Annotated in this window: 20 protein-coding genes; 4 read left to right on the forward strand and 16 right to left on the reverse strand. The window is 58.6% G+C overall.

Translation table 11 applies throughout. The features are described 5' to 3' along the window. Positions 1-755: 755 nt before the first annotated feature. From ACNS88_RS16160 to ACNS88_RS16170, 3 genes are all read right to left on the reverse strand, one after another. Positions 756-1,193, reverse strand: a complete 438-nt coding sequence (locus tag ACNS88_RS16160) for a toxin-antitoxin system TumE family protein (protein WP_435099902.1) — start codon at positions 1,191-1,193, stop codon at positions 756-758. Then, positions 1,186-1,755, reverse strand: a complete 570-nt coding sequence (locus ACNS88_RS16165) for a DUF7342 family protein (RefSeq protein ID WP_435099905.1) — start codon at positions 1,753-1,755, stop codon at positions 1,186-1,188. The genes ACNS88_RS16160 and ACNS88_RS16165 overlap by 8 nt, the downstream gene beginning before the upstream one ends. A gap of 146 nt (positions 1,756-1,901) precedes the next feature. Then, positions 1,902-2,720 (reverse strand): CBS domain-containing protein, encoded by an 819-nt coding sequence (locus ACNS88_RS16170; protein ID WP_435099908.1) that lies wholly within the window; start codon positions 2,718-2,720, stop codon positions 1,902-1,904. Positions 2,721-2,837: 117 nt separating this feature from the next. On the opposite strand from ACNS88_RS16170, the gene ACNS88_RS16175 reads away from it, so the two are divergent. The 4 genes from ACNS88_RS16175 (at position 2,838) to ACNS88_RS16190 (ending at position 8,315) form a co-directional block, all read left to right on the forward strand. After that, a complete protein-coding gene (locus ACNS88_RS16175) occupies positions 2,838-3,194 on the forward strand; it encodes a DUF8165 family protein (RefSeq protein WP_435099911.1) in 357 nt (118 codons plus the stop codon). Between the two features lie 54 nt (positions 3,195-3,248). Further along, positions 3,249-3,518: a DUF8110 family protein gene (locus ACNS88_RS16180; RefSeq protein WP_435099914.1), complete on the forward strand. Its 270-nt coding sequence runs from the start codon at positions 3,249-3,251 to the stop codon at positions 3,516-3,518. 95 nt (positions 3,519-3,613) lie between these two features. Continuing rightward, positions 3,614-5,872 (forward strand): PAS domain-containing sensor histidine kinase, encoded by a 2,259-nt coding sequence (locus ACNS88_RS16185; RefSeq protein WP_435099917.1) that lies wholly within the window; start codon positions 3,614-3,616, stop codon positions 5,870-5,872. A gap of 361 nt (positions 5,873-6,233) precedes the next feature. Next, positions 6,234-8,315 carry a hypothetical protein gene (locus ACNS88_RS16190; RefSeq protein WP_435099920.1) on the forward strand — a complete coding sequence of 694 codons (2,082 nt, stop codon included), beginning with the start codon at positions 6,234-6,236 and terminating at the stop codon, positions 8,313-8,315. 45 nt (positions 8,316-8,360) lie between these two features. Here ACNS88_RS16190 and ACNS88_RS16195 read toward each other — a convergent pair whose 3' ends face one another. From ACNS88_RS16195 to ACNS88_RS16255, 13 genes are all read right to left on the reverse strand, one after another. Further along, the gene (locus tag ACNS88_RS16195; RefSeq protein ID WP_435099923.1) at positions 8,361-10,568 is read right to left on the reverse strand and encodes a type B DNA-directed DNA polymerase; all 2,208 of its coding nucleotides are present in this window, start codon (positions 10,566-10,568) and stop codon (positions 8,361-8,363) included. Beyond that, the gene (locus ACNS88_RS16200; protein WP_435099926.1) at positions 10,552-10,833 is read right to left on the reverse strand and encodes a DUF8156 family protein; all 282 of its coding nucleotides are present in this window, start codon (positions 10,831-10,833) and stop codon (positions 10,552-10,554) included. Before ACNS88_RS16200 ends, ACNS88_RS16195 begins: the two co-directional genes overlap by 17 nt. Then, the gene (locus ACNS88_RS16205) at positions 10,833-11,522 is read right to left on the reverse strand and encodes a P-loop NTPase family protein (RefSeq protein WP_435099929.1); all 690 of its coding nucleotides are present in this window, start codon (positions 11,520-11,522) and stop codon (positions 10,833-10,835) included. Before ACNS88_RS16205 ends, ACNS88_RS16200 begins: the two co-directional genes overlap by 1 nt. 268 nt (positions 11,523-11,790) lie before the next feature. Further along, a complete protein-coding gene (locus ACNS88_RS16210) occupies positions 11,791-12,681 on the reverse strand; it encodes a tyrosine-type recombinase/integrase (RefSeq protein ID WP_435099932.1) in 891 nt (296 codons plus the stop codon). A gap of 158 nt (positions 12,682-12,839) precedes the next feature. After that, positions 12,840-13,526, reverse strand: coding sequence for a hypothetical protein (locus tag ACNS88_RS16215; RefSeq protein WP_435099935.1), 687 nt, complete (start codon positions 13,524-13,526; stop codon positions 12,840-12,842). Between the two features lie 289 nt (positions 13,527-13,815). Beyond that, a complete protein-coding gene (mnhG, locus tag ACNS88_RS16220; RefSeq protein WP_435099938.1) occupies positions 13,816-14,157 on the reverse strand; it encodes a monovalent cation/H(+) antiporter subunit G in 342 nt (113 codons plus the stop codon). A 75-nt stretch (positions 14,158-14,232) separates the two neighbouring features. Then, positions 14,233-14,526 (reverse strand): MrpF/PhaF family protein, encoded by a 294-nt coding sequence (locus ACNS88_RS16225; RefSeq protein ID WP_435099941.1) that lies wholly within the window; start codon positions 14,524-14,526, stop codon positions 14,233-14,235. Then, complete coding sequence (locus ACNS88_RS16230) at positions 14,516-15,196, reverse strand: Na+/H+ antiporter subunit E (protein ID WP_435099944.1); 681 nt, start codon at positions 15,194-15,196, stop codon at positions 14,516-14,518. Before ACNS88_RS16230 ends, ACNS88_RS16225 begins: the two co-directional genes overlap by 11 nt. Further along, complete coding sequence (locus ACNS88_RS16235) at positions 15,193-16,800, reverse strand: complex I subunit 5 family protein (RefSeq protein ID WP_435099947.1); 1,608 nt, start codon at positions 16,798-16,800, stop codon at positions 15,193-15,195. Before ACNS88_RS16235 ends, ACNS88_RS16230 begins: the two co-directional genes overlap by 4 nt. Further along, on the reverse strand, positions 16,797-17,141 hold the full coding sequence (locus ACNS88_RS16240; RefSeq protein ID WP_435099950.1) for a sodium:proton antiporter: 345 nt from the start codon (positions 17,139-17,141) through the stop codon (positions 16,797-16,799). Before ACNS88_RS16240 ends, ACNS88_RS16235 begins: the two co-directional genes overlap by 4 nt. 46 nt (positions 17,142-17,187) lie before the next feature. Beyond that, entirely contained in the window at positions 17,188-17,652 is a 465-nt protein-coding gene (locus tag ACNS88_RS16245; protein ID WP_435099953.1) for an MnhB domain-containing protein, read from the reverse strand. Then, on the reverse strand, positions 17,649-20,045 hold the full coding sequence (mbhE, locus tag ACNS88_RS16250; protein WP_435099956.1) for a hydrogen gas-evolving membrane-bound hydrogenase subunit E: 2,397 nt from the start codon (positions 20,043-20,045) through the stop codon (positions 17,649-17,651). Before mbhE ends, ACNS88_RS16245 begins: the two co-directional genes overlap by 4 nt. 160 nt (positions 20,046-20,205) lie before the next feature. After that, positions 20,206-20,856 carry an HVO_0476 family zinc finger protein gene (locus tag ACNS88_RS16255; protein ID WP_435099959.1) on the reverse strand — a complete coding sequence of 217 codons (651 nt, stop codon included), beginning with the start codon at positions 20,854-20,856 and terminating at the stop codon, positions 20,206-20,208. Positions 20,857-20,963 lie beyond the last annotated feature (107 nt).

Genomic DNA, 20,963 nt, shown 5'->3' on the forward strand with positions numbered 1-20,963 from the left:
AGCTATCCCACCGTTCTCATCAGCTTGATGAACACCACCCAATCGGCGAAATGGCTGGTGGTCACGGTCGAATACCCGACCCTCGGACTTGCCATCGCATTGGTTCTTCTGGTCAGATTTACATCTCTGTTCGATAGGAAGACGCCTCGGATGTAATCAGATGCCTACAATCGCCCATAGACAAGCACTGTCTATCCCCGTCTCACGGAACTGTTCGGTGACTCTTGTTTCGACGGGGTAGGCCCTGTTGAAAGCCTCATCCGGTGATATCTTCTTGGAGCCGCGCTGAATACAGAGCGCGAGTCCCGTAGTAAGTTCTTCTCGGATTCGGTCAGGCCGGATCGCTCAGTACAGTGAATCAGTTAGAAGACTCCGGCGAGGCCGGCCGCACCACTCACAATCATGCTGACGCCAAGCAAGAGTATCAAGATTTGTCGGAGACTGAGGGCGTCATACCCTGTCATAGGATCAGTATGACGGATTGTTATTAGTTCTATGCTCCGAGCAATAGGATGGTTCGTAAGCGAATTCTACCGGCTGATTCAGGATATAGATGGAGAAAATAACATTGTTCAGGTGCTGACTACATCCTCTGTATCTCGCACAGCGTTCTTGACCGCATGAGGGTGATTTCGCGGGCCGACCGGTACACGTGTCTCCCGTGTTAATCTCGGAGAGGTCAAACTCTGTAGCTACTATGAGTCTCCGAGAACCCACGCTACCTGCATCAAGACTCTATCCCGTAGTGGAGAGACTTACCCCTCCCAGAAGGCCTCGATACGTTTGTCAAGACGAGCGAGCACGGTGGCGAGTACGTCCCGCCAATCGGGTGGATAATCAGCATCGTCACCTGGTGTTGCTGCATCCGGAGGCGGGTGAAAGTGCTCGCGGGTGTTGTGATCGTTGGGGTGGCGATCCCATCGACACTCCCACGAATTACTTGCCTGATACTGCTCGGCGTAGTGGATGCTGAAGTCGTCGGTCTCGAACCATCGGATCCGAAGCGACGCGCGCGTGACCCCACTAGGAAAGTATCCGAGGTCGTAGTCAGCAACGACAGCGTTTGGCGCATACCCGGGCCGTGCGTGGACACTCTCGAATCGAGCGCTTCGGAGGAGGTGAGAGGCAATCCGGTCGAGAACCCCAGTATCGATCGGGCCGGTACTGTGTGGGTTGCCCGGCTGCTCAGGCATCGATGTGACTAGGAGTGCTACCGGAGGCAGGGTGGTCACGTCTCGCCGCATCGAGAAGCGCTGCTCGCTGTTCGAGTGTCTTCCACTCAGAGAGCGCCTCCCACGCGTCTTCAGTTGCCATGTCTCTGCTGGCTTCAACCAGAGAGATCTCGTTCGGATCGTCTGCGTCGAATTGCGCTCTGTACGCTTCGATTTTGTCGAGTGTGTCTGTAAGCTCGTCAACGAGTTCTTGATCGGTGTATTCGTCGCGGAGACGGTCAATGCGACGCCACTGAAAATACGCGTTGTTGCGCTCGAACCGGACGGGCCGACCGTCATGGCGGTGAACCATGCCCATCTCGTCGAACCACGCGAGATAGTCTCGGGCAGTCTCGGTACCGCAGTCAGCGAGATCAGCGATCTCGGAGACCTTCGTGGGAGTTCGAAGCCCAGTGATGACATCAAGGAGCCGTTCCCGGATCGGTCCATCTTTGAGAAGCGCCCCGGGTGACTCAAGTTCGGTGAGATCCGGCGGAGACTCCTCACTGCCGTACGCTTCCTCAGGGATGTCAGTGACGTCCATTCATGTCACCTCGTTACTACGGCTTTAGGTGTAAGACGGCATATATCTGTGGTTCACTGAATTAATTCTGTTTTACTTTGATCCCGACAACGAAACACCCGGCTCGTTGCCGTACTGCGGTCTCAATCTCGGACTCGCAGACTGTGTTATTCTACTGTATCCGCTGCGTATCCGGCTTCTTGGAGATTGGTGAGAACCTGGTTGATATTCGCAAGCGTAGTAGACAGGTTCTCGGTCGTACGACCGCTATTGAGGAACTCATCGCTATCGGTATTTTCAACGAGGAGATTGGCATGGGCGACGTCGTTCCGAAGGTCTGTGATCTCGTGAAGTCGAGTGTCGGCTTGCGCTGTCGTTGAGAACCCGCAGGCTTGCCAACAGGCTTCGACGTTCGAGATGATCGTGTTTAGCGTAGAGAACTGTGCGTAGTGGATCTCCTCCAACTCAACGTTAGCAGCTTGTGCGTCTGTGTATCGGTCCTCGATGTCGTCGAGCTCATCAACAGTGACTGGCGTCTGTTTCCAATTGGATGCGTGCTCGAGAGTGAGTTCGCGGAGGTGCTCTTCGAGGTAGGTGATGCGGTCGAACAGGTAGATGCGTACTGGGGCCGTGTTGAGATCGGCACGGGTGAGGATGCCAGTAATGCGGCTGTGGCCGCCGAGGAAGTAAACCGGTTCTTCAATGAGCGCAGCAAGGACGTCCTCAAACGCGGTGTCTCCGCTCATCATATAGTCAATTGTGAGCGGGGTGAGATGCTCCTCGAGTGTATCGCCGTCATCGTCAGCAGTGACGTCGTCTTCGTGGATGAACCCGACTGCGTCGCCCTGCTTGTGGATCGGAGCGGCGTCATACCCGTTTGTTTCGAGCCACTCGGCAGCAGTACTTGGTGGTGTGTCGTGTGAGAGATGTTCGACAGAGCCTGTTGCGAGTTCAGCCGCTGTACAATCGTAGAGGTCTCGGGACACATAGTCCGCTGTAGCGGGCGGGCTATTCAAACTGGGGAGCATGGCCCGTAGTGGGACAGATCACCACCTCATTCACCACAACGTTAATGTCTATAGAACATATATTTGTAAGTAGTTATGCTCAAAGGGCATTTTGGGTCAGCGGGGGCGAGTATCGAATTCGGGGCTGCTGACTACCTCTTTCCCGTAGAGGAATTGGATGCAACTGTCCACCAGTATCGGGATGCCCAACTCGCGCTCGACGATGTCGACGGGGGAAGCGTGATTCTCGTCGCTCCGACAAGCCTCGCCACCAGTCATCTCCTCACCGATCACGCGCTCACGGCGATACCCGTTGAGAGTCTCTCGTCTGTAGTTCAGACCCAAATCGCAGACACGATCGACGCCCCGATTGAGACGTTCGAGCTCATCCAAATCGGCAAGTGGAACAGTAGCAGTTCGAACCACTCACTGTCCGAGTTCGCCGACGCCTGACCGCCAATCCGTCCACGTATCGGAGCGACCCAATACACCCACAACACAACAGCTATGACTGACACACTTGCCATGGAGTATCCGGAGGCCGCCCCGTACATCGAGGAAGCCGTCGATAAGCACGGCGAAGACTGGGTGTTGGAGAACTACTACGAGGAGCTCTATCCGCTCAAGCAGGTGATGGCGGTACCTGAAAAGGAGGAACTCCCATTCTACGAGGAAGTCGAAGACGAGACGATGACGGAAGTGGAACGGACAGAGATGTACCAAGCATGGGGAGAGTATCGGGAGAACCTGCGGACTGGGACAAAACCAGGCGAGTGACTGCCCGAGCTACTCGCTAGCGACAGTGGGTATTCAACTCCGTTAGAGGACCTGTTCACAGAAAGAATATTTAGCAAGGTAACAGACACTCGCCTATGCATCTTCTCTGCGTCGATGACGAGGCAGATTTCTTAGATCTCACAGCCACGTATTTACAACGGAACCTCCCTATAGCGACGATTCATACTGCGACTCGTGTCGCCGACGCGCGCGAAATCATCGAAACCGAGCCGATTGTGTGTGTGGTGAGTGATTACGAAATGCCAGATCAGAACGGACTTGAGTTCCTCCACACGGTTCGTGAAACCCACTCAGACCTACCGTTTATTCTCTTTACTGGGAAGGGCTCAGAAGAAATCGCCAGCGAAGCCATCTCTGCCGGTGTAACTGATTATCTACAGAAACGAGGCCCGGAACAGTACGATCGACTCGCCACACGCATCCGCCACGCCGTTGCTGAGTACCAAACGAAACGTGACCTGCGAGAACGCGTGAAGGAACTCACTGCAATTCAAACAATCAGTGATGTCCTTGTCGACAGTGACAGTCAATCAGAAGGACAGCTCCAACAAGTCATCACACATCTTCCACAGTCGCTACAGTTTCCTGAGGAAGCCGTAGCGTCGCTTACCATCGATGAAACTGAGTTCACCTCTCCGGAGTACGAACCACCAGTCGAACAGCTCACAGTCCACGATGTGACCACCGCCGGCAACGAAGTTACGCTGACAATTGGTTACACGACTAACGCTGTGACTGAAGCGGACAGCGATGTGTTTCTCCCGGAAGAAAAGGAATTGCTTACCACCATTCTGCAGCTCGTCACAGCGTACCTTGACCGGCGACACGTACTCTCGGATCTACAAGAGGCAGACCGGCGTCTCAACCTCATCCTCGAAAATACGATCGCAGTGATGTATCTGAAAGATACAGAGGGGCGGTACGTGTTTGTGAACGCGGAATATGAACGCTTGTTCGACGTCGACACGGAGAATCTCGTCGGTCAGTTTGATGAGGACATCCACCCACCCGAAGTAGCAGAGACTGTCCAAGCAAACGACCGCCGTGTACTTGAGACAGGCGAACCGCTTGAAGTTGAAGAGCAGATCACGGTGGACGGTGACGACCGGACGTATCTCTCATTGAAAGTCCCGGCGTTGGACACTGCCGGCGAAGTCGAGGGCGTGTTCGGCGTGTCCACGGAGATTACTGAACGCAAAAAGCGAGAACAACAACTCGAAGGGCTCAATCGGGCTATTCCGCGGCTATTGTCAGCAGAGACCGTTGAAGAAGTCGCCGAACGTGGCGTTGTCGCTGCACGCGATATTTTAGACCTCCAAGCAAGCTCGATACATCTGTACGACGCGAAAAACGAAACGTTGGCTCCGGTTGCGTACACCGATGGAGTTCGAGAGCTCATCGGTGAGCCGCCGACGTTCAGTAAGGGAGAGAGCATCGCCTGGCGGGTCTTCGAAGACGGGACTGCGACGGCGATCGATGATGTTCAGGGTGACGCAGACATCTATAACCCGGAGTCACCGATCCGCAGCGAGTTACATCTCCCACTCGGTGAGTACGGCATTTTGATGGCCGGATCACCGACCCCCTCAAATTTCGATACCCAAGATGTGACTGTCGGAGAGATACTGGCCAGTCACATTACCACTGCGCTCTCTCAGGTCACCACCGAACAGACGTTACGTGAGCGAGAAGCTGAATTAGAAGCGCAAAACGAGCGACTCGAACAGTTCGCCAGTATGGTCTCACACGACCTCCGGAATCCGTTGTCAGTTGCGACCGGGAACCTCGAATTATATCGAGAAACCGGGGATGAGTCACGTCTTGACACGATCGAAACGTCTCTCACTCGAATCCAAGACCTCGTAACCGACCTCACTACACTCGCACGTCATGACACCCCTGTGGAAACACACGAACCGGTGTCGGTACATGAGGTAGCCCGCGATGCGTGGGAGTTGATCGAGACGCGGTCAGCAACGCTGTCGACGGAGCCGTGTACAGTCACTGGCGACCCCAGTCAGTTCATGGCACTCTTCGAGAATTTGTTCCGGAATGCGGTCGGACACGGCGGTGAAGATGTCACCGTTCGCGTCGGTCCCCTCGAACACGGCTTCTACGTCGAAGATACCGGTGACGGAATTCCACCTGACGAACGTGATTCCGTGTTCGATCACGGATACACAACCGGGTACGGCGGAAGCGGCGTCGGACTCACGATTGTCTCACGTATCGCCCAAGCGCACAACTGGGACATCACCCTCACAGACAGTCCGGAAGGCGGTGCGCGGTTTGAATTCCGATCAACGGAGTCGACTGAAGCACCCAATCGCTAATTCTTCTTCATCCTAGTAAGTCTCAAAACATTACTTATTTGAATAGTGTAGTTTTGTTTATATTCTACTGATCAGGCACATTAGAAAGCAGGTATGTCGGTTGATTTTGTACACTGTCAAATTAACAGAATTTTGTTAGTAATTCTCAATATCTTAGCACGCACCCGAAAATACAGTGAATCAACAGATAGACTTCCGATCTGAGGGGAGTCATTTGTAGAGCCCAAAACTAGGTTTATTTGTATCTCGAAATGGAGTTCGCCGAGCGGTTTCAATCGATCTAACACTGAGTGCCGATCTTTGGTATAAAACTTCGCCCAATTACTTACTTTACACTACGGATGAGTCAGAAGTAGGAATAATGTACGAAGGAGACCCACTTGATCATACAGACCAGCATCCACCTGATTCAGCACCAAACGATGGTAAGTACCGGACGCCGACGTGGTACGCACCATTCCCGAAGAAGGATGGATATGAGTCAAACACACGGGAGTATGGGCCAGTTGAACAACGAGCGTTCGATATTCAGGTTACCTCTCCCGTTGAAGGCGTTGAGAGGTTATTTCACCGAAAGCACCTGACTGCGCAGTTCCACGCTGCGAACCAGGATTACTGGGAAAAGAGGTCACCGTATACAAATGATGGTGGTCTACTGTACGACCAAGCTATCCTAGATCTTTTTGAGGAAAAACTCGCATGTGAGGGAGTTGATCCTGCGGAGTCCAACATTCCCGAAAATCGGTTGAAAACCCTCTTTCTACGCTTGGCACGCGAACAAACAGGAAAAGCACAGATAGAGTATTTGAAGGGGTTGAATACCGTCCCGGTTACCACGCATTCAGCGCTTGGGTACGACATTCCAAGCGACGTCCCCAACTACGATACACTCCAACGTGAATTACGGAAACTTAGAGACGAAAATGAAGATGAGATCACGATAACTGCCTTTAAGCATGCTGTCACGCGGGCAGTATTTGCTGTTTATCGGGCAGGAATCAGTCTCCCAGACGCAGTACAAGAAAAATACGGTTTCACTGCCGTTGAACCACCGCTTGACGAGCGATCAGTCTCTCGTGAGACTGAAAAAGAAGAACTCCGGAGGTTTGTGAAGGTACTATTGGATAGAACGACCACTCCACTAACCTTCGGCAGAGAAGGCAATGAGACGAAACACGATATGAAGGCGTTTATCGGTGCGTTCGCCGCATCGGCTCTGTCTGATTCCGGACTAGAAAATGTAAAAAATGTTTTCGATTGGAACTACCCGCGAGAAAACATCCCGGGTGGTGGGTGGGCGCATAACTACATCTCTCAGCGATTGCGACACGACGATAACCTGAGTGACTTCGAGTCAGAAACTGAAAATGATCCACTCCCATCAATTAACAGCCAGTTCAACGCGGTCCACAACCGGACACTTCAGCTTGCAAATACGCTCGGGTTTTGGTCAGACGAAGATCCGATCAACCTCGGTGTCGATATGTTCCGCATTGATTGGACAGGGGACTCTCTTGATGCGACGATTGGCCGTCCGGCAAAGTCTGGCCAGGACGATGTCACCGAACAGTGGACCTTCGTTCTCGCTGGTGGGATTGATACTGAGAGTCGTTTTGTCCTTGAAGGTCGGTGGATCGAAACGCTGACTGAGTATCCTACGGCGCTTAGCGATATTCTTACGAACACATTAGATACTGTTGACATTGATACAATCTTCGTTGATGCAGAGATTGCTAGTGGCGAACTCATTGAGACTCTTCGACGCTTCGCCGGCGATAACTGGGTAATTAGCGCACCAAATAGGGCGGTCGTCAAGGGATTAAAGCGACTGACCCCAGAGCACTACGCTGCATTCGCACGTGGCGTAAAGTGGAATGTAGTCCCCAAACCGAACATTGTAACACATCCGACCAACGGGAAGGCAGCGAGTACTGTCGAGATTAATCCGGTCGACGTACTAACGAAAGAGATACGAAATGAAAATGACGGCGAAAGGATGGACATCCCACTCGATACCACAATCACCGATACTCCCACGACTCAACGTTCACTAGGCGGTCAGGAGTCACTGCAATGGCTAACTCAAGAAATTGGGGATTTGGAATCAGAACCTGGTATCGGTGACGAAGGTTCGGTCGCCGCATATCTGACTGACCGGTCTCTGCCGGAGAATTCTGCCACCGGCATTCGGATTCAGTATATCCAACGGTGGGCTATTGAAGAAACGGTTAACCAAGTCGCAAATGATTTTATGCCGAAAATCAACAGTCAAGATTCCAAACTGCGGCTGTACGGTACGCATATCTCCATTCTATTTTATAATTGGCACACGCTGATTAACCGGTGTCTTTCTCCCCAGAGGCTTCGACTAGATATCAGTTATCAGGAACTCCTACGAGCAATCATAGATGTCTGTTTCTCCGGAGAAACTGATGACGACTAACTCTCGACAGCATGGTCTGGCTGTTCATGCGAAAACGGACACTAGCTACTCACCACCAAGATAACTCTCGAGCGTCGTTTCAGTGGTGTCTGCGAGGTACTGCCTGATGTCTTCGTTCTCCCAGCCAACGCAGGAGACGATACTCTCGATCGCGCGGATGGCGGCGTCTTCGTACCAATCGACATCGTATGACTGGGTCTCTTCGAACGGAAGCCGAACGCGATCAATACCGTGTCCGTCGGCGCTGACGACGACGTAGCGGATGGTTTGCCCTGGTGCGAGGCTGGTGTCGTGATGTTGTGCGCGGCGGAGGGCAGCGACAGTGAGTGTCTCCTGAGTGTACGCGTCCGCCCACTTCGAGACGCGGTTCGCAACGACGAGATTATCCGTCGCTACGTCACCGCGGCGCAGTGCGGTGAGGTGCCGGTGAAGGACGTCACACACGGCATCTGGCGATCTCGTCACATCGAACACGCGGAGCGCGTCTTCCTGGACGGTACTCACCCACGGCGGGGTGCTTCGTTGTCGGGCTTCGATACCGCGCGTTTTGATCGCGTCACCAACCTCGCCAGCTGACGGGTGGTTTTTGTGCCGTCGCTTTCCAAAATATCGAGTTAATGCGCCACTCTCACTGTTCCGCATCGGACAGAAGGCGACCCAGTCGAATTCGGACTCATGCTCGAGAGTGACGTCTACCTCGGAAGAGATCTCTGCGGCGACTGTAGCAAGCGGGCGTTGGTCACGATCCGGGGCAGGCGTGACCCAGATGGAATCCACAATGCCGTGGAGGACGCGCCACCCGGCGTCTTCGAGCGCCGTTTTCGCATTAAGGAGAATCTCCCGGGCGAACGCGTTGATCGCCTCGTGGCATTCGATACGGCCGAACTTCGCGTTCGAAAAGCCTTGGTACCCGAAACAGGAGACGAGAATCCATTTAATTGCTGACGACGCCGATTCAAGTCGTTCGCGTTCAGCTTTGCCGGTCGTTTCCTCGATCTGGTCTTTGATGCGGCTACGCGCGTCGATGAGCGGGCCGATCACCGTCGGGAGGTACCCGTCAGCCTCACAGATCGAGTATCCGAGGTCGGGGACATCATCGTTGTCGCAACACCCGCAGCGAATGGTTTCCGGGGAGATGTTTCGTGTTCGGATGATGTTCGGATACAGCGACGCAAAATCGAGTTCGTGGACGTCCTCGTGGACACCGACTGCTGGTGCGAATGTTGTCCCGCCCCGGTCAGCGGCATCGAGTGTTGCGGCTGATTTAAACAGCTCTGGCCGCCACGCTTGCCACGGAACGAGGACATCACGACCGCGGGCAGCCCGGATTTGTAGCGCAGTGAGGACACGCCCAATCGACGCCCAGCCGAGTTCTTCAAGCGGCAACCCGGCGCGGTCCACAAGGTCGAGGCACCCAGCCAGCCCCGCTTCGTGGTAGAAGAACGTATTCGACTCATCGATCACAACTCGGCCAGGAACCGTGTACCGAGCTGGGGAATGTCCCACCTGCCCGTAACTCGTGTATGTGGATTCTCCTGCGAGTTTCGTGTACCCGGACGCGCGGCCGAGTTCGAAATGTGGCACGTCGTGCGTGTCGGCGGCCTCAAACAGGAGTGGGATGAGATCCGCCGTAGACACGACGATGACGTCAGGGTCGCGTTCACGAACGCTGCGGTCAACGGCGTTGACGGCGGCTTCAGGTGTGGACCCGGCGGCGTCACCGTCGATTGTGAGGTGTGTCAGGGCAGCGTGTCCGGATTTGTGGGCTGGGATCGAGAGGGTGAGCGATCGGAGCGACCGGACAGACCGGTCTGGGTTGGCTGAGGTATCTGTTTCGAGGCAGTACCGGAACTGTCGGGTGAGATCTACGTTGTAGCACGTGTACTCGGCCGGGTGGTTGAACTGCTGAACGCGCTGCGTGATGCGTCGCACGGCGTCAATATCCGTGGCGTCGATCCGGAGCAGCGGTCGTGGATCAGTCCGGAATGTTTGCCGGTGAGATTCACACTGTATGTCGGCGACCGCGTCCTGCCCGGACAGGACTGTTCGAAGCTCAAGTAATGAGTCGGACAACCCGTCACGGTCTGGCGGTGTCGGCGTCGGGCCACCACGCCGCCCGTACAAGTCGCGGACTGCATCACCGACGAACAACGTCGGTGTGTAGCCCTCGTGGACTGTCCGAGCGACGCCGTCATCTGTGAGTTCCCAGTGAACGACATCACCAAAGGAGCGGAAATCAACCGTCAGCACCATCGGGACTGGTGGTGTCTTCGAGTTCGGTGATGCACGCTTCGAGCTCGTCGATGCGGCGTTCCTGTTCGATTGCGATACTCACCAACAGCGGCGCGAATCGGTCTTCGTGATTCAGCATTCCGGCAGCGTCCGCGTGGTCGCGTGCGTACACGAACAACTGGTCGAATCGGGGTTGGTCGCGGCGGCGGAGCGTCCGGCGATACGGGCACCACCGGTCTTCGATTGCCCGCAGCGTATCACGGTACGTCGGGTTGGTCCGTCCCATCAGACGACCCGCGAGACTGCTTCCTCACTCACGACTGGTGAGTCGTACATCTGGGCTCGGTGGGCAAGCACTTCCTGCCAATAGGCGAGCGTCGTCTGTACCCACCCGTCACCGAGATTGTACACGAGTGCGTCGACGTCGCCTGCCGCATCGGTGAACCGCGGTCCAAACTGCGTCTTCTGGCAGTACAGATGCGTCTTCGCCGCATTCACGACCAGTTTCGTGAAGTCGTCTTCGCGTGATCGCGTCACGATGACGGGGACATCATGGACGCGGGCAGCACGGGCGAGCGCTGCGATCGACCGAACGAGTAACTGCTTGGCGTGCTTCGTCGAGGAATCGCTGTCACGGTACAATCGATCGATTCCGGTCACAACCACGACACTGGGACTCGTTACCTGCTCGCCAGCGAGTCGGTCAAGCAACGACGTTTGTTGGTACGCGGTGAATCCACGGGCAACGTGTATCCGGTCGAGGTACCGCTGATCAGGGGCCAGTTCACGTAGCCGTGTTGTCTGTGCGGTACCTGCCGCGTCAACCCAATACGCATCTCCCGTCCCAGCGAACACACGGTCAAGCAGCAATGACTGTACCGGCGTCACACCGAGGTCAACATCCACGTCTACCAATGTGAGGCCCGAATCAAGCTCTGGTAGTTCAACGAGTGGCTGTCTTCGAGACGCGCTCATGCTCTACACCTGCCTCGTGATATTCAAAGGCGTGAGCCATACACGCACAGTGGAACTGAAAGTGGAACCACCACGAGAATTGGCTCTTGTTTTGTTTGTGCTGGCCGTAACCGGAGCAGAGTACCCCCAGAATACGAACACACAACACTCAAGCATTCCAACAGAACCGATCATTCTCTCCCGTTTCCGAGGATTTCAACGGAACTGCTCGGGTGAGTTCGGAGTTAGGAGACGGTAGATACCGCTGAGTATGGTAGTGTGGGGTAACTCACTTTGGTCCATACTTATGAAGATGACCTAGCCCTGCTCGGGGATCATCTTCGACATATATTCGCTCAGTTATTTTCACCGAAGAGTGACCCATTGCTTTGGACACCTCCCAGAGTCCCGCATCGGTTTCGTTTATCATGAAGGTCCCAAATCCATGTCTAATGTTGTGTGCGCTGATTAGCCATCTGTTCGGAATCGGATTTCCATCTTCATCAACGGAAGCATTAGCGTCTGCATAGAGTTTCCGGTTAATTCCTGCATCATCAGCAGCTTCGATGGCAATTTCGTTGATACGATCTCCCGACAGTGGCGCTCCCCGCTCACCAACGAACAGTCGAGTGTGCTCAGCAGTCGCTGCTTTTTCAGCTCGGTACCCATGCTCTAACCATTCTCTCAGCAGGCCGTCTAGTGATTGTTGATATGCTACTACTCTCTCCTTGCCGTTCTTTGCAACCGATTCTCGAATAGTTATCTCCCGTTCATCCCGATCAACGTCATCAAGCGTCAGCCCTGATACCTCCCCTCTTCGTAGGCCTGTCTGCCACAGTAGCCTAATGACGAGTTGATCCCGAACGCGATTCCGTCCTACGTTCTCTTCCATTACTCGTATCTCTCCTTGCGAGACAGCGTACTGTTCTCCGTCTTTCAACTGAGTCGACTGCTCGGACCGCTTCGTAAATCCAAATTTTTCGTCTTTGTCCTTGTTCCACTTCTCAAACGGGTTTGACTCGGCAAGGTTCATTCTGACTAGCCAGTCGTGGAACGCATTGATTCGATCCCATCGATACAAATCGGTCGTCCCGTTGAACTCCTTCGACAATACCTGTCCAACCTGGTTGGCTTGATCAGTCGTCACGTCAGTTGGTGAATCTACTTCCGCATCGTCCAACCAGTGATCGTACCATCGGAGGTCTTGTTTGTATCTATTAGTACTTCCTGTACTACGTAGATCTGGGTTGTCGTCATCAGTCCCAGTGTCTAACTGTCCGCTGTACCGCTTAATTTCAGATCGGCAGTCTTCAATCGGCTTGTATCGTGGTGGCACAGTCAGTCACCAGATTCCTTGTAGTAACGACGAACGGTACTGTGACCCTGCTCTTGTGTCTTTTGCGGCCGGCTTGACGAACTGTTTTGACCGGCAATCGAATCGACTTGCCTTGATGTATTGGTCTGGCCAACGTCGTCATGGACAGGAACATGCGTCTTTGACTCTCCTGCCGTGTCTTGGATGTAATTCACCTCCGGGTAGTACTCTAACATTCGAGCGCAGGCGCGGCGTACATCCGCGAGTTCCTCGTCGTAATATTCTGCCCAAATCTCTGGCGTCGAGATGCCCTGAGCGAGCGCTAAGTCGCTCGGTGTATCGAACTCTTCGATCTTATCGAAATCTGGCAGTCCATCAGCTTTCGAGTGTGTTGGCAGCGATGAGTAAAGGTCCTGTGCCAGAAGGTCGATTTTATCATCGTTCGTGACGCTCGAATCGATCGATAGGACATGATCTTCAACCCTTTCGAGTCGTTCTGAAATGGGTGTTACTGCTGAATCCACGGCATCAATGATCTCCTCAGGATCGATGGATACATCTTCGTTAGCAGTTGCTATATGCCGATGTGCGGCGACACGGAAGAATCGGCTTATACTGTCGAACTCGTCTTCCTCACGCAAGAAGTCCTCAAATTTTTCACGCTCTGCTGGTGTGAGTCGGACGCCGACTGTCTCACTTCTGTCTGTCATTACACTATGGTCTATTGGGAGGACTTGTGTTAAACGTAAGTATTACATCACTACTCAGAACCGCGTCATCTAAGACACGGCACCATGGTCTGACCATGGTCCGATAACGCGGTTCGTACCGCGTTACAGCCGAACACGGCACGCTTAAACCGTCTAGCCTTCGGCTCGGGGATATTCGAGTCGGTTCGCATCATCGATTTCTTTGGGTGACTCCACTGGTGAGTACTAGTAACTCCATGGTCGCGTGCCTCCGGTTGAGTCAGCTTTTGTCGATGTATCGGGAGGCCCCCTACTCGTCGTCGGATTTCCCCGGCCACGTCACGGATCCGAGGAACGGGACGCCGGTCTGTTCCGCCGCCCGTGAGATCATGTGTGCGCCGGTCGGCACCGTCAGGAACAGGAAGACGATACCGATGAGCGACGAGAGGCCGGCACCTCCGGGACCGAAGTAGACGAACCCGGCCAGGAAGATCGCGACCGTTCCGATGGTCGCCGGCTTGCTCGTGGCGTGCATCCGGTTGTACACGTTCGGCAGTCGCAACAGCCCGATCGTCCCGACCGCGAGGAAGAACGTCCCGACGACGACGAACCCGATGACGATCCAGGCCCGTATCGGAGTGGATTCGATCATCGGCGGCCCCCGCTGAAACCTCGGCTATCCGTCGGAACCTCCCGTTGTACTTGTTGATGGTAATCCATGCTGTGGTCACTCCTGTGTCACGATGATGTCGCCCTCGGTGATGAACTTGGCAACTGCGACCGTCGAGAGGAACGCGATGATCGCGAGAACGAGGCTGACGATCACGAAGAGCCCTCGACCCGTCTTGATCGCGAACAGGACGGCGATCGCGACGACGTTCGTCGCGATGGCGTCCAGCGCGACCACCCGATCCGGAACCGTCGGCCCGCGGACCGCGCGGTAGCCACATAGCAGGTTCAGAAGCGCCACGAGGACGATCGCGGCGTCTATGACCGGTAACAGGAGTCCCTCAGCGGCCATCCCCGTCACCTCCTGTGGTCTCCTCGGTCGGCGGTTCGGTCTCTGTCTCCGCCGTCGGCGGTTCGGCTTCCGGCTCCGTGTCCGGAGCGGCCTGCTTGAGCGCGGGATGCGTCCGGTCGGGCGGGTAGACGGCGAAATCCGGTGCGGGGTCGCTCGGCGACAGTTCCTCGTCGAAGATGACGAGCGCGTAGTTCTCCCACTTGCGGATCGGGTCGACGATGTCCTCCGGATCGCTCCCGTCGATGACGTGGATGTACAGTGCGTTCTCCTCGGGGTCGTAGTTGAGCGTGAGCGATCCGGGGGTCATCGTGATGCTGTTGGCGATGGTGGTCACGCCGAGGTCCGTCTGTACACGCAGCGGGATAAGGATCACTTCGGGTTCGGCCGGTCCGGAGGGCGCGAGCACGCGGTACGTGACGTCGAGACTGGCGACGATCGCCTCCCGAATGAACGTCAGTACGTACAACAACACGTACGGAACCCCACGAAGCGAGCGGCGGAGCTCCATGTTGTCCTCGTACAGGCGCCGGAAGACGAAGGCCATGGGGAACCCGACCACGAGACCGATCAGCAGCGACCCGACGACCGGTTCGGGTTGGAGCGGCGGTCCCTGGACGAACACCCACAGGACGCCGAACAGGACCCCGGCGATCGGCCACGTCCGGGTCACGCGCCGTCACCCCCGCCCAGCCCCACGACCTCGACGTAGGCCTCGCCGTCGAGCGCGGCGGTCGCGGCCGTCTCGGCGAACCGGTATATCGGGTCGAACCCGACGCCGACGAGCACGACGGTCGCCGCGAGCGCGGCGAGGACCGCGACCTGGCCCGAATCGACGGTCGCGGCCTCGACCGCCGTCGTCTCTCGGCCCCAGAAGCCGCCGACCCACACGCGCGTCGCGTACAGGATCGTGAGCGCGGCACCGAGGAGCAACGCGACCAGCGCGAGCGCCGAGAGGGTGACGGGACCGGAGGCGACCCCCCGAACCGCCACGTCGAACGCGAGGAACTTCCCGAAGAACCCGGTCAGCGGCGGGAGGCCGATCAACGAGAGCAGGCCGACGAAGACGGCGCCCGAGAGCACCGGCGAGTGGCCGGCGATGCCGCCGATGTCGCGCAGTCGGTCCGTATCGGTCGCGTCCTCGACGGCGGCCACCGAGAGGAAGAGCAGCCCCTTCGCGAGCGCGTGGTGAAGCGCGAACACGAGCGCGGCCGCGATGGCGACTCCGCGGAGCGTCCCCGTGGGGTCTGCCGCCGCGGCGATGGCGACGGGAACCGCGATGAAGCCGACCTGCCCGATGCTCGAGTACGCGAACACGTCCCCGAGTCGGTCTCGGCCGACGGCGCCGAACCCGCCGACGACGATGCTCGCGGCTCCCATCGCTCCCAACACCGGGGCGAGAAAGGCCAGCGGTGACGTGACGGTCCCGCCCAGCCACCCGACAGGGGTCGACGCGGTGGCGAAGACGGTGAAGTACAGCCGAACGATCGCGTATATGCCGACCTTCTTCGTAACGCCGGCGAACATCGCGGTGACGGGCGTCGGGGCGGCGTCGTAGGCGGCAGGCACCCAGAACTGGAAGGGGACGAGCCCGGCTTTCAGCGCGAACACCGCGAGCAGCAGCGCCGACAGTCCGACGACGGGCGCGGGATCGATACCGTACGCGTCGGGGCTCGCCAACCGCCGGGTCATGTCGGCCATGTTGAGCGTTCCCGTCGTGGCGTACAGGCCGCCGACGGCAACGAGCATGAGCGCGCTTCCGAACACGTTCAACACGAGGTACCGGAACGACGCCGCGGTGGCGTGATCGGAGCCGTAGAAGGCGACGAAGACGTAGCTAACGATCAACATCACCTCGAACCAGACGAACAGGTTGAACAGATCGCCGGTGAGGAACGAGCCGGTCACGCCCACGAGGAGCATGTGGAACAACGGATGATAGTACACGCGTTGGTTCTCGGCGCTCATGTACCGGACCGAGAACAGCAACGACGCGATACCCACGCCCGCAGCGATCGTCAGCATGAACGCTGACAGCCCGTCTAGCACGAGCGTAATTCCGAACGGAGCGGGCCAGTCACCCACCTGGTACGCCGCTGCGCCGGGGGCAGTCGGCCCGAGAACTAACGCCCAGACGGCGACGGACACGGTTCCGACGTAGCCGACGGTGCCGGCCACGCTCGCCGCCCGCTGGATCCGCGGCCGCCGGCCGAGCGCGAGCGTGAGCACCGCGGTCGTTACCACGACGAGCAGCGGCGCGATCACGAGCCGGCTCATTTCGCCCACTCCGTGACGTCCATGGCCTCGTTCTCGTCGTACGCGCGGTACGCCAGCACGAGCGCCAGCGCGGTCGTTCCGAAGCTGATGACGATCGCCGTCAGGACGAGCGCCTGCACCACCGGGTCGGCGATCTCGAGGGCCTCACTACCGTGGTCCTCGAGGACGGGTACGAGGGTCTGGGTCCCCTCGTCGATGCCTCCCATCGCGATCAGATAGACGAACGTTGCCTGGGAGACGACGGCGACCCCTAACACGATCCGCACGAGGTCCCGCTGGAGGAGGAGGAACGTCCCGACGGCGAACAGCCCGCCGACCGCGACCGCGAGGGCGACGCTCATCGCTCACCGCCCCCACGTCGGACGGACAGCGCCTCTCTGCTCCGGTTCATTCGGCGCTCACCACCGAGACGATTGTCAGGAGGCTGCCGACGACGACGAGGAACACGCCCAGATCGAAGAGGAGCGCGCTCGCGAGTTCGACCTCGTGGTAGATCGGGACGCCCTCGACGTGGACGTACCCTTGGGTCAAGAACGGGTCGCCGACGAAGATTCCCGCGAAGCCGCTGCCGAGAACGACCACCAGACCCACCAGCAACATGCGACGGTAGGCGGTGACCGTGCGGTGCTCGAAAATACTGGTCCCGGGCTCGACCTCCCTGTCGAGCACCTCTGACTCCAGGTAGTCGAGGTCGTAGGCGACGTAGATGAGGACGAACGCCGCGGTGGTGAGGACGCCGCCGATGAAGCCGCCGCCGGGCAGGTTGTGGCCCTGGAAGAACAGTGAGATTGAGACGACGAGCACGATGGGAACGGTCACCCGAGCCGTCGTCTGCATGATCGTCGTCGTCACGGCGAGTCACCTCCGTCGGGAACCGGTTCCGCTTCGGCCTCACTCGCGGACGACTCACCGCGGGTCCGCATTGTCACGAGCACGAGGATGGCGATCGCGGCGGTCGCGACGACCAGCAGCTCGCCGAGCGTGTCGAACGCCCGGAAATCCACGAGGATGACGTTGACGACGTTCGTGCCGCCACCGCCCGGAACCGCCTGCTCCGTGTAGTACGCGGCGACGCTCGTCGGGTCGGCGTCGGGACCGGGAATCGTCAGGAGGACCGCGACGAACGCCATCGCGCCCACGAGGAGCGAAACGACCGTGTCACGGGCGAACGCGAGCGGTCGGATCTCCGAGTAAAACGACGGCAACCGCTGGAGCACTAAGAGGAAGATGAGGAGGATGAGCGTCTCGACGACAAGCTGCGTGAGCGCCAGATCCGGTGCGCTCGCGAAGATGAAGAAGATGGCGAGCATGAAGCCGAGGATCGACAGCACGAGTATGCCGGCCACGTGCGACGTTGCGGCCGCCACGGCCACGCCGGCGAGGGTCGCGACCCCCAACACGACGGCGATCGCCGGCGGCACGCCGATCCCACCGGTTTCCACGGATCCTCCCGCCGCGGCGAAGCCGGCGAGCGCGAGCAGGCTCGCGGCCACGGCCACCCATCCCACGTACGTCCGGAGGAGGCCGTTATGGACTACCGAGCCGAACCGGGCGCTCGTCGTCTCCGCGGTCGAGACGGTCCAGTCGTACCACCCGCTGGGCCGAACGGGAAGCGGCGCGTCGACGCCGCGTCGAACTCCTGCCCCGAGCGGGCCCCGAAGCGGGTACGCGATGAACCCGCCGAGGACGGCGATCGCGGACATCGCGACCGGGGGTGAAAAGTGGGTCGGCAGTCCGACCTCGAGTCGCGCCTCGCCGGTGGCGGTGGCGTCGACAGCCCCCTGGACGATTGCGTCGACGGCCAACTGCGGCGCGACGCTGACGGCGACCGCCGCGATAGCCAGCACGGCGGGCGGCCCGACTAGCGCGACGGGCGGTCGGTGGACGTCCTTGATCGGGGCTCGCCGCTCGCCGAAGAACACCGCGAGGAACTTCAGCGAGTAGACGACGGTCAACACGCTCGCGAGGGTCGCCACGGCGGGATACAGCCAGGCGACGCCGCCGGCCTCGTGGGCGACTTCGTACGTCGCCTCGAACAGCAGCTCCTTGGAGTAGAAGCCGTTGAACGGCGGGATGCCCGCCATACTCAACCCGGTGACTACCGTGACGGCGGCCGTCACCGGGAGCTCTCGCCAGAGCCCCCCGAGGTTGTCGAGATTGCGGGTCCCGACCTCGTGGGCGACGATCCCCGCGACGAGGAACAACGGCGCCTTAAATAGCGCGTGGTTGAGCAGGTGGAACGCCCCGGCTTCGCCGCCGTAGACGATATCGAAGCCGAACCCCGCGACCATCAGCCCGAGGTGGCTCGCCGTCGAGTAGGCGAGCAGCTCCTTGGTGTCGGTCGAAGCCACCGCCAGCAGCGCCCCGACGGTCATCGTCAGGAGCCCCAGTGTCGCGACGATCCACACCCATTCGGGGCTCATCAGGAGCGGACGCACGCGACCGAGGAAGTAGACGCCCACCTTGACCATCGTCGCGGAGTGGAGGAAGGCGGAGACGGGCGTCGGAGCGACCATGGCGTTCGGCAGCCAGAAGTGAAGCGGCACCTGTGCGGATTTGGCGGCCGCGGCGACGACGATCAACCCGAGTGCCGGCACGAACAGTCCCGACTCGCGGAGCGAGGCGCGCATCGCCTCGTCGTTCGCGATCATCGCCGTCAGATCGAAGCTCACGCCGCCGAGAACGCCCCGCGCTGCGACCGCGAGCATGAGCAGCGCCGCGAGCAGACAGAGCCCACCGCCCACGGTGATGACCATGGCCATCCGCGCCGAGTAGCGGGACTCCGCGTCGTCGGTGTAGTGGCCGATAAGCACGAACGAACAAAGACTGGTCAGCTCCCAGAACAGGAAGATGAACACGAGATCGGAGGCGAGCGCGACGCCGAGTATCGAACCCATGAACGCCAGCAGTGCCGCGTAGTAGCGTGCCAACCCGTCTTCGCCGTGCATGTACTCCGCCGAGTAGACGAACACGAGGACGCCGATGCCGCTGGCTAAGAGCGCAAAGAGGAGCCCCCACCCGTCGACCGTGAACTGGACCCCGATGTCGAGCGCAGGGACCCACGACGCCCCAACGGTGCCGTAATCGTTGACCTCCGTCGCCAGCAGTCCGAAACTGGCCGCCGCGACGACGGCCCCCGCATAGCCGGTCCGTTCGCCGAGGACGCGATACAGAAGCGGCGAGAGGACCGCGGCAACGAAGGGAAGCGCGACAGCGGCCGTAACGATTGTCAGGTCTGGATCCATCAGTGTTCGTCTCTTTGGGCCGGTCCGCTGCCGCCGGCATCAGTCGTCCGTCGTGATCGGCCGTAGCGCACCCAACTGATGCCTACTGCAAAACTCCTGTGGCTGGTGTGTCAGGGACGACCCTCCGTGGCTGGCCGGCGACGGGGAGTTCGGATCTCGCCTACCAGGCCGACCACGCCGTCAGGCTCTCGTCGCGGGCGTACACCCGCTTGCAGTCCTTGGCGTACGCGAAGTCGCCATCGTGGTCCAGCTTCTCGTGGCGGTACTCGGGGGCGTCCGCGCGGATCTGAACGCCCTCAACGGTGAACTCCTCCTCGCCGAAGGTCTCGGCCTCGCCGACGGTGAACTCGTGGTCACCGGGGACGTTCACTCGCAGCGAGCGCGTCTCATCGGCGTTCCCGTCTTTCGGGTGGAGCGTCACCGGAACGGTGACGTTGTCGACCGCGCGGGTCCACAGCGTCTCGACGTCCTCGATGTCGGCCTCCTCGACGCGCTGTTCGGGCCCGACCTCGATGCCGGTCACCCGGACCTGCATCAGGGCGTCGGGGGAGTCGACGACGAACTCCTCGCCCGTGGCGACGTAGGTGTCCGCGGGCACGTCCATCTCGGTCGAGAACGACTCGCCGTCCTGCGAGACGATGACGGTCAGCGCGACGGTCTCCTCTTCCGGGATCTCGGTTTTATAGGTGTGATCGCAGTCGGTACAGCGGACGGTCGCCTGCCCGCCGGGGCGCAGCACTTCGTGGACGGTCTCCTCGCCCGGGGAACACGACGGGCAGGCGAGACCGACTCGGTCTCCTGTTTCGGTCATTACGGCGTCGTATCCGCCGCTCGCGTAAATATCCGCCCCTGTGGCCGCGGTGCGTCACACGCTCGCGTGGGACCCGGTCGGGAGTCGGTCCGCGAGGCGGACGAGTA

The sequence above is a fragment of the Halorubrum shenae genome (assembly GCF_051194165.1).
Classification (GTDB): domain Archaea; phylum Halobacteriota; class Halobacteria; order Halobacteriales; family Haloferacaceae; genus Halorubrum.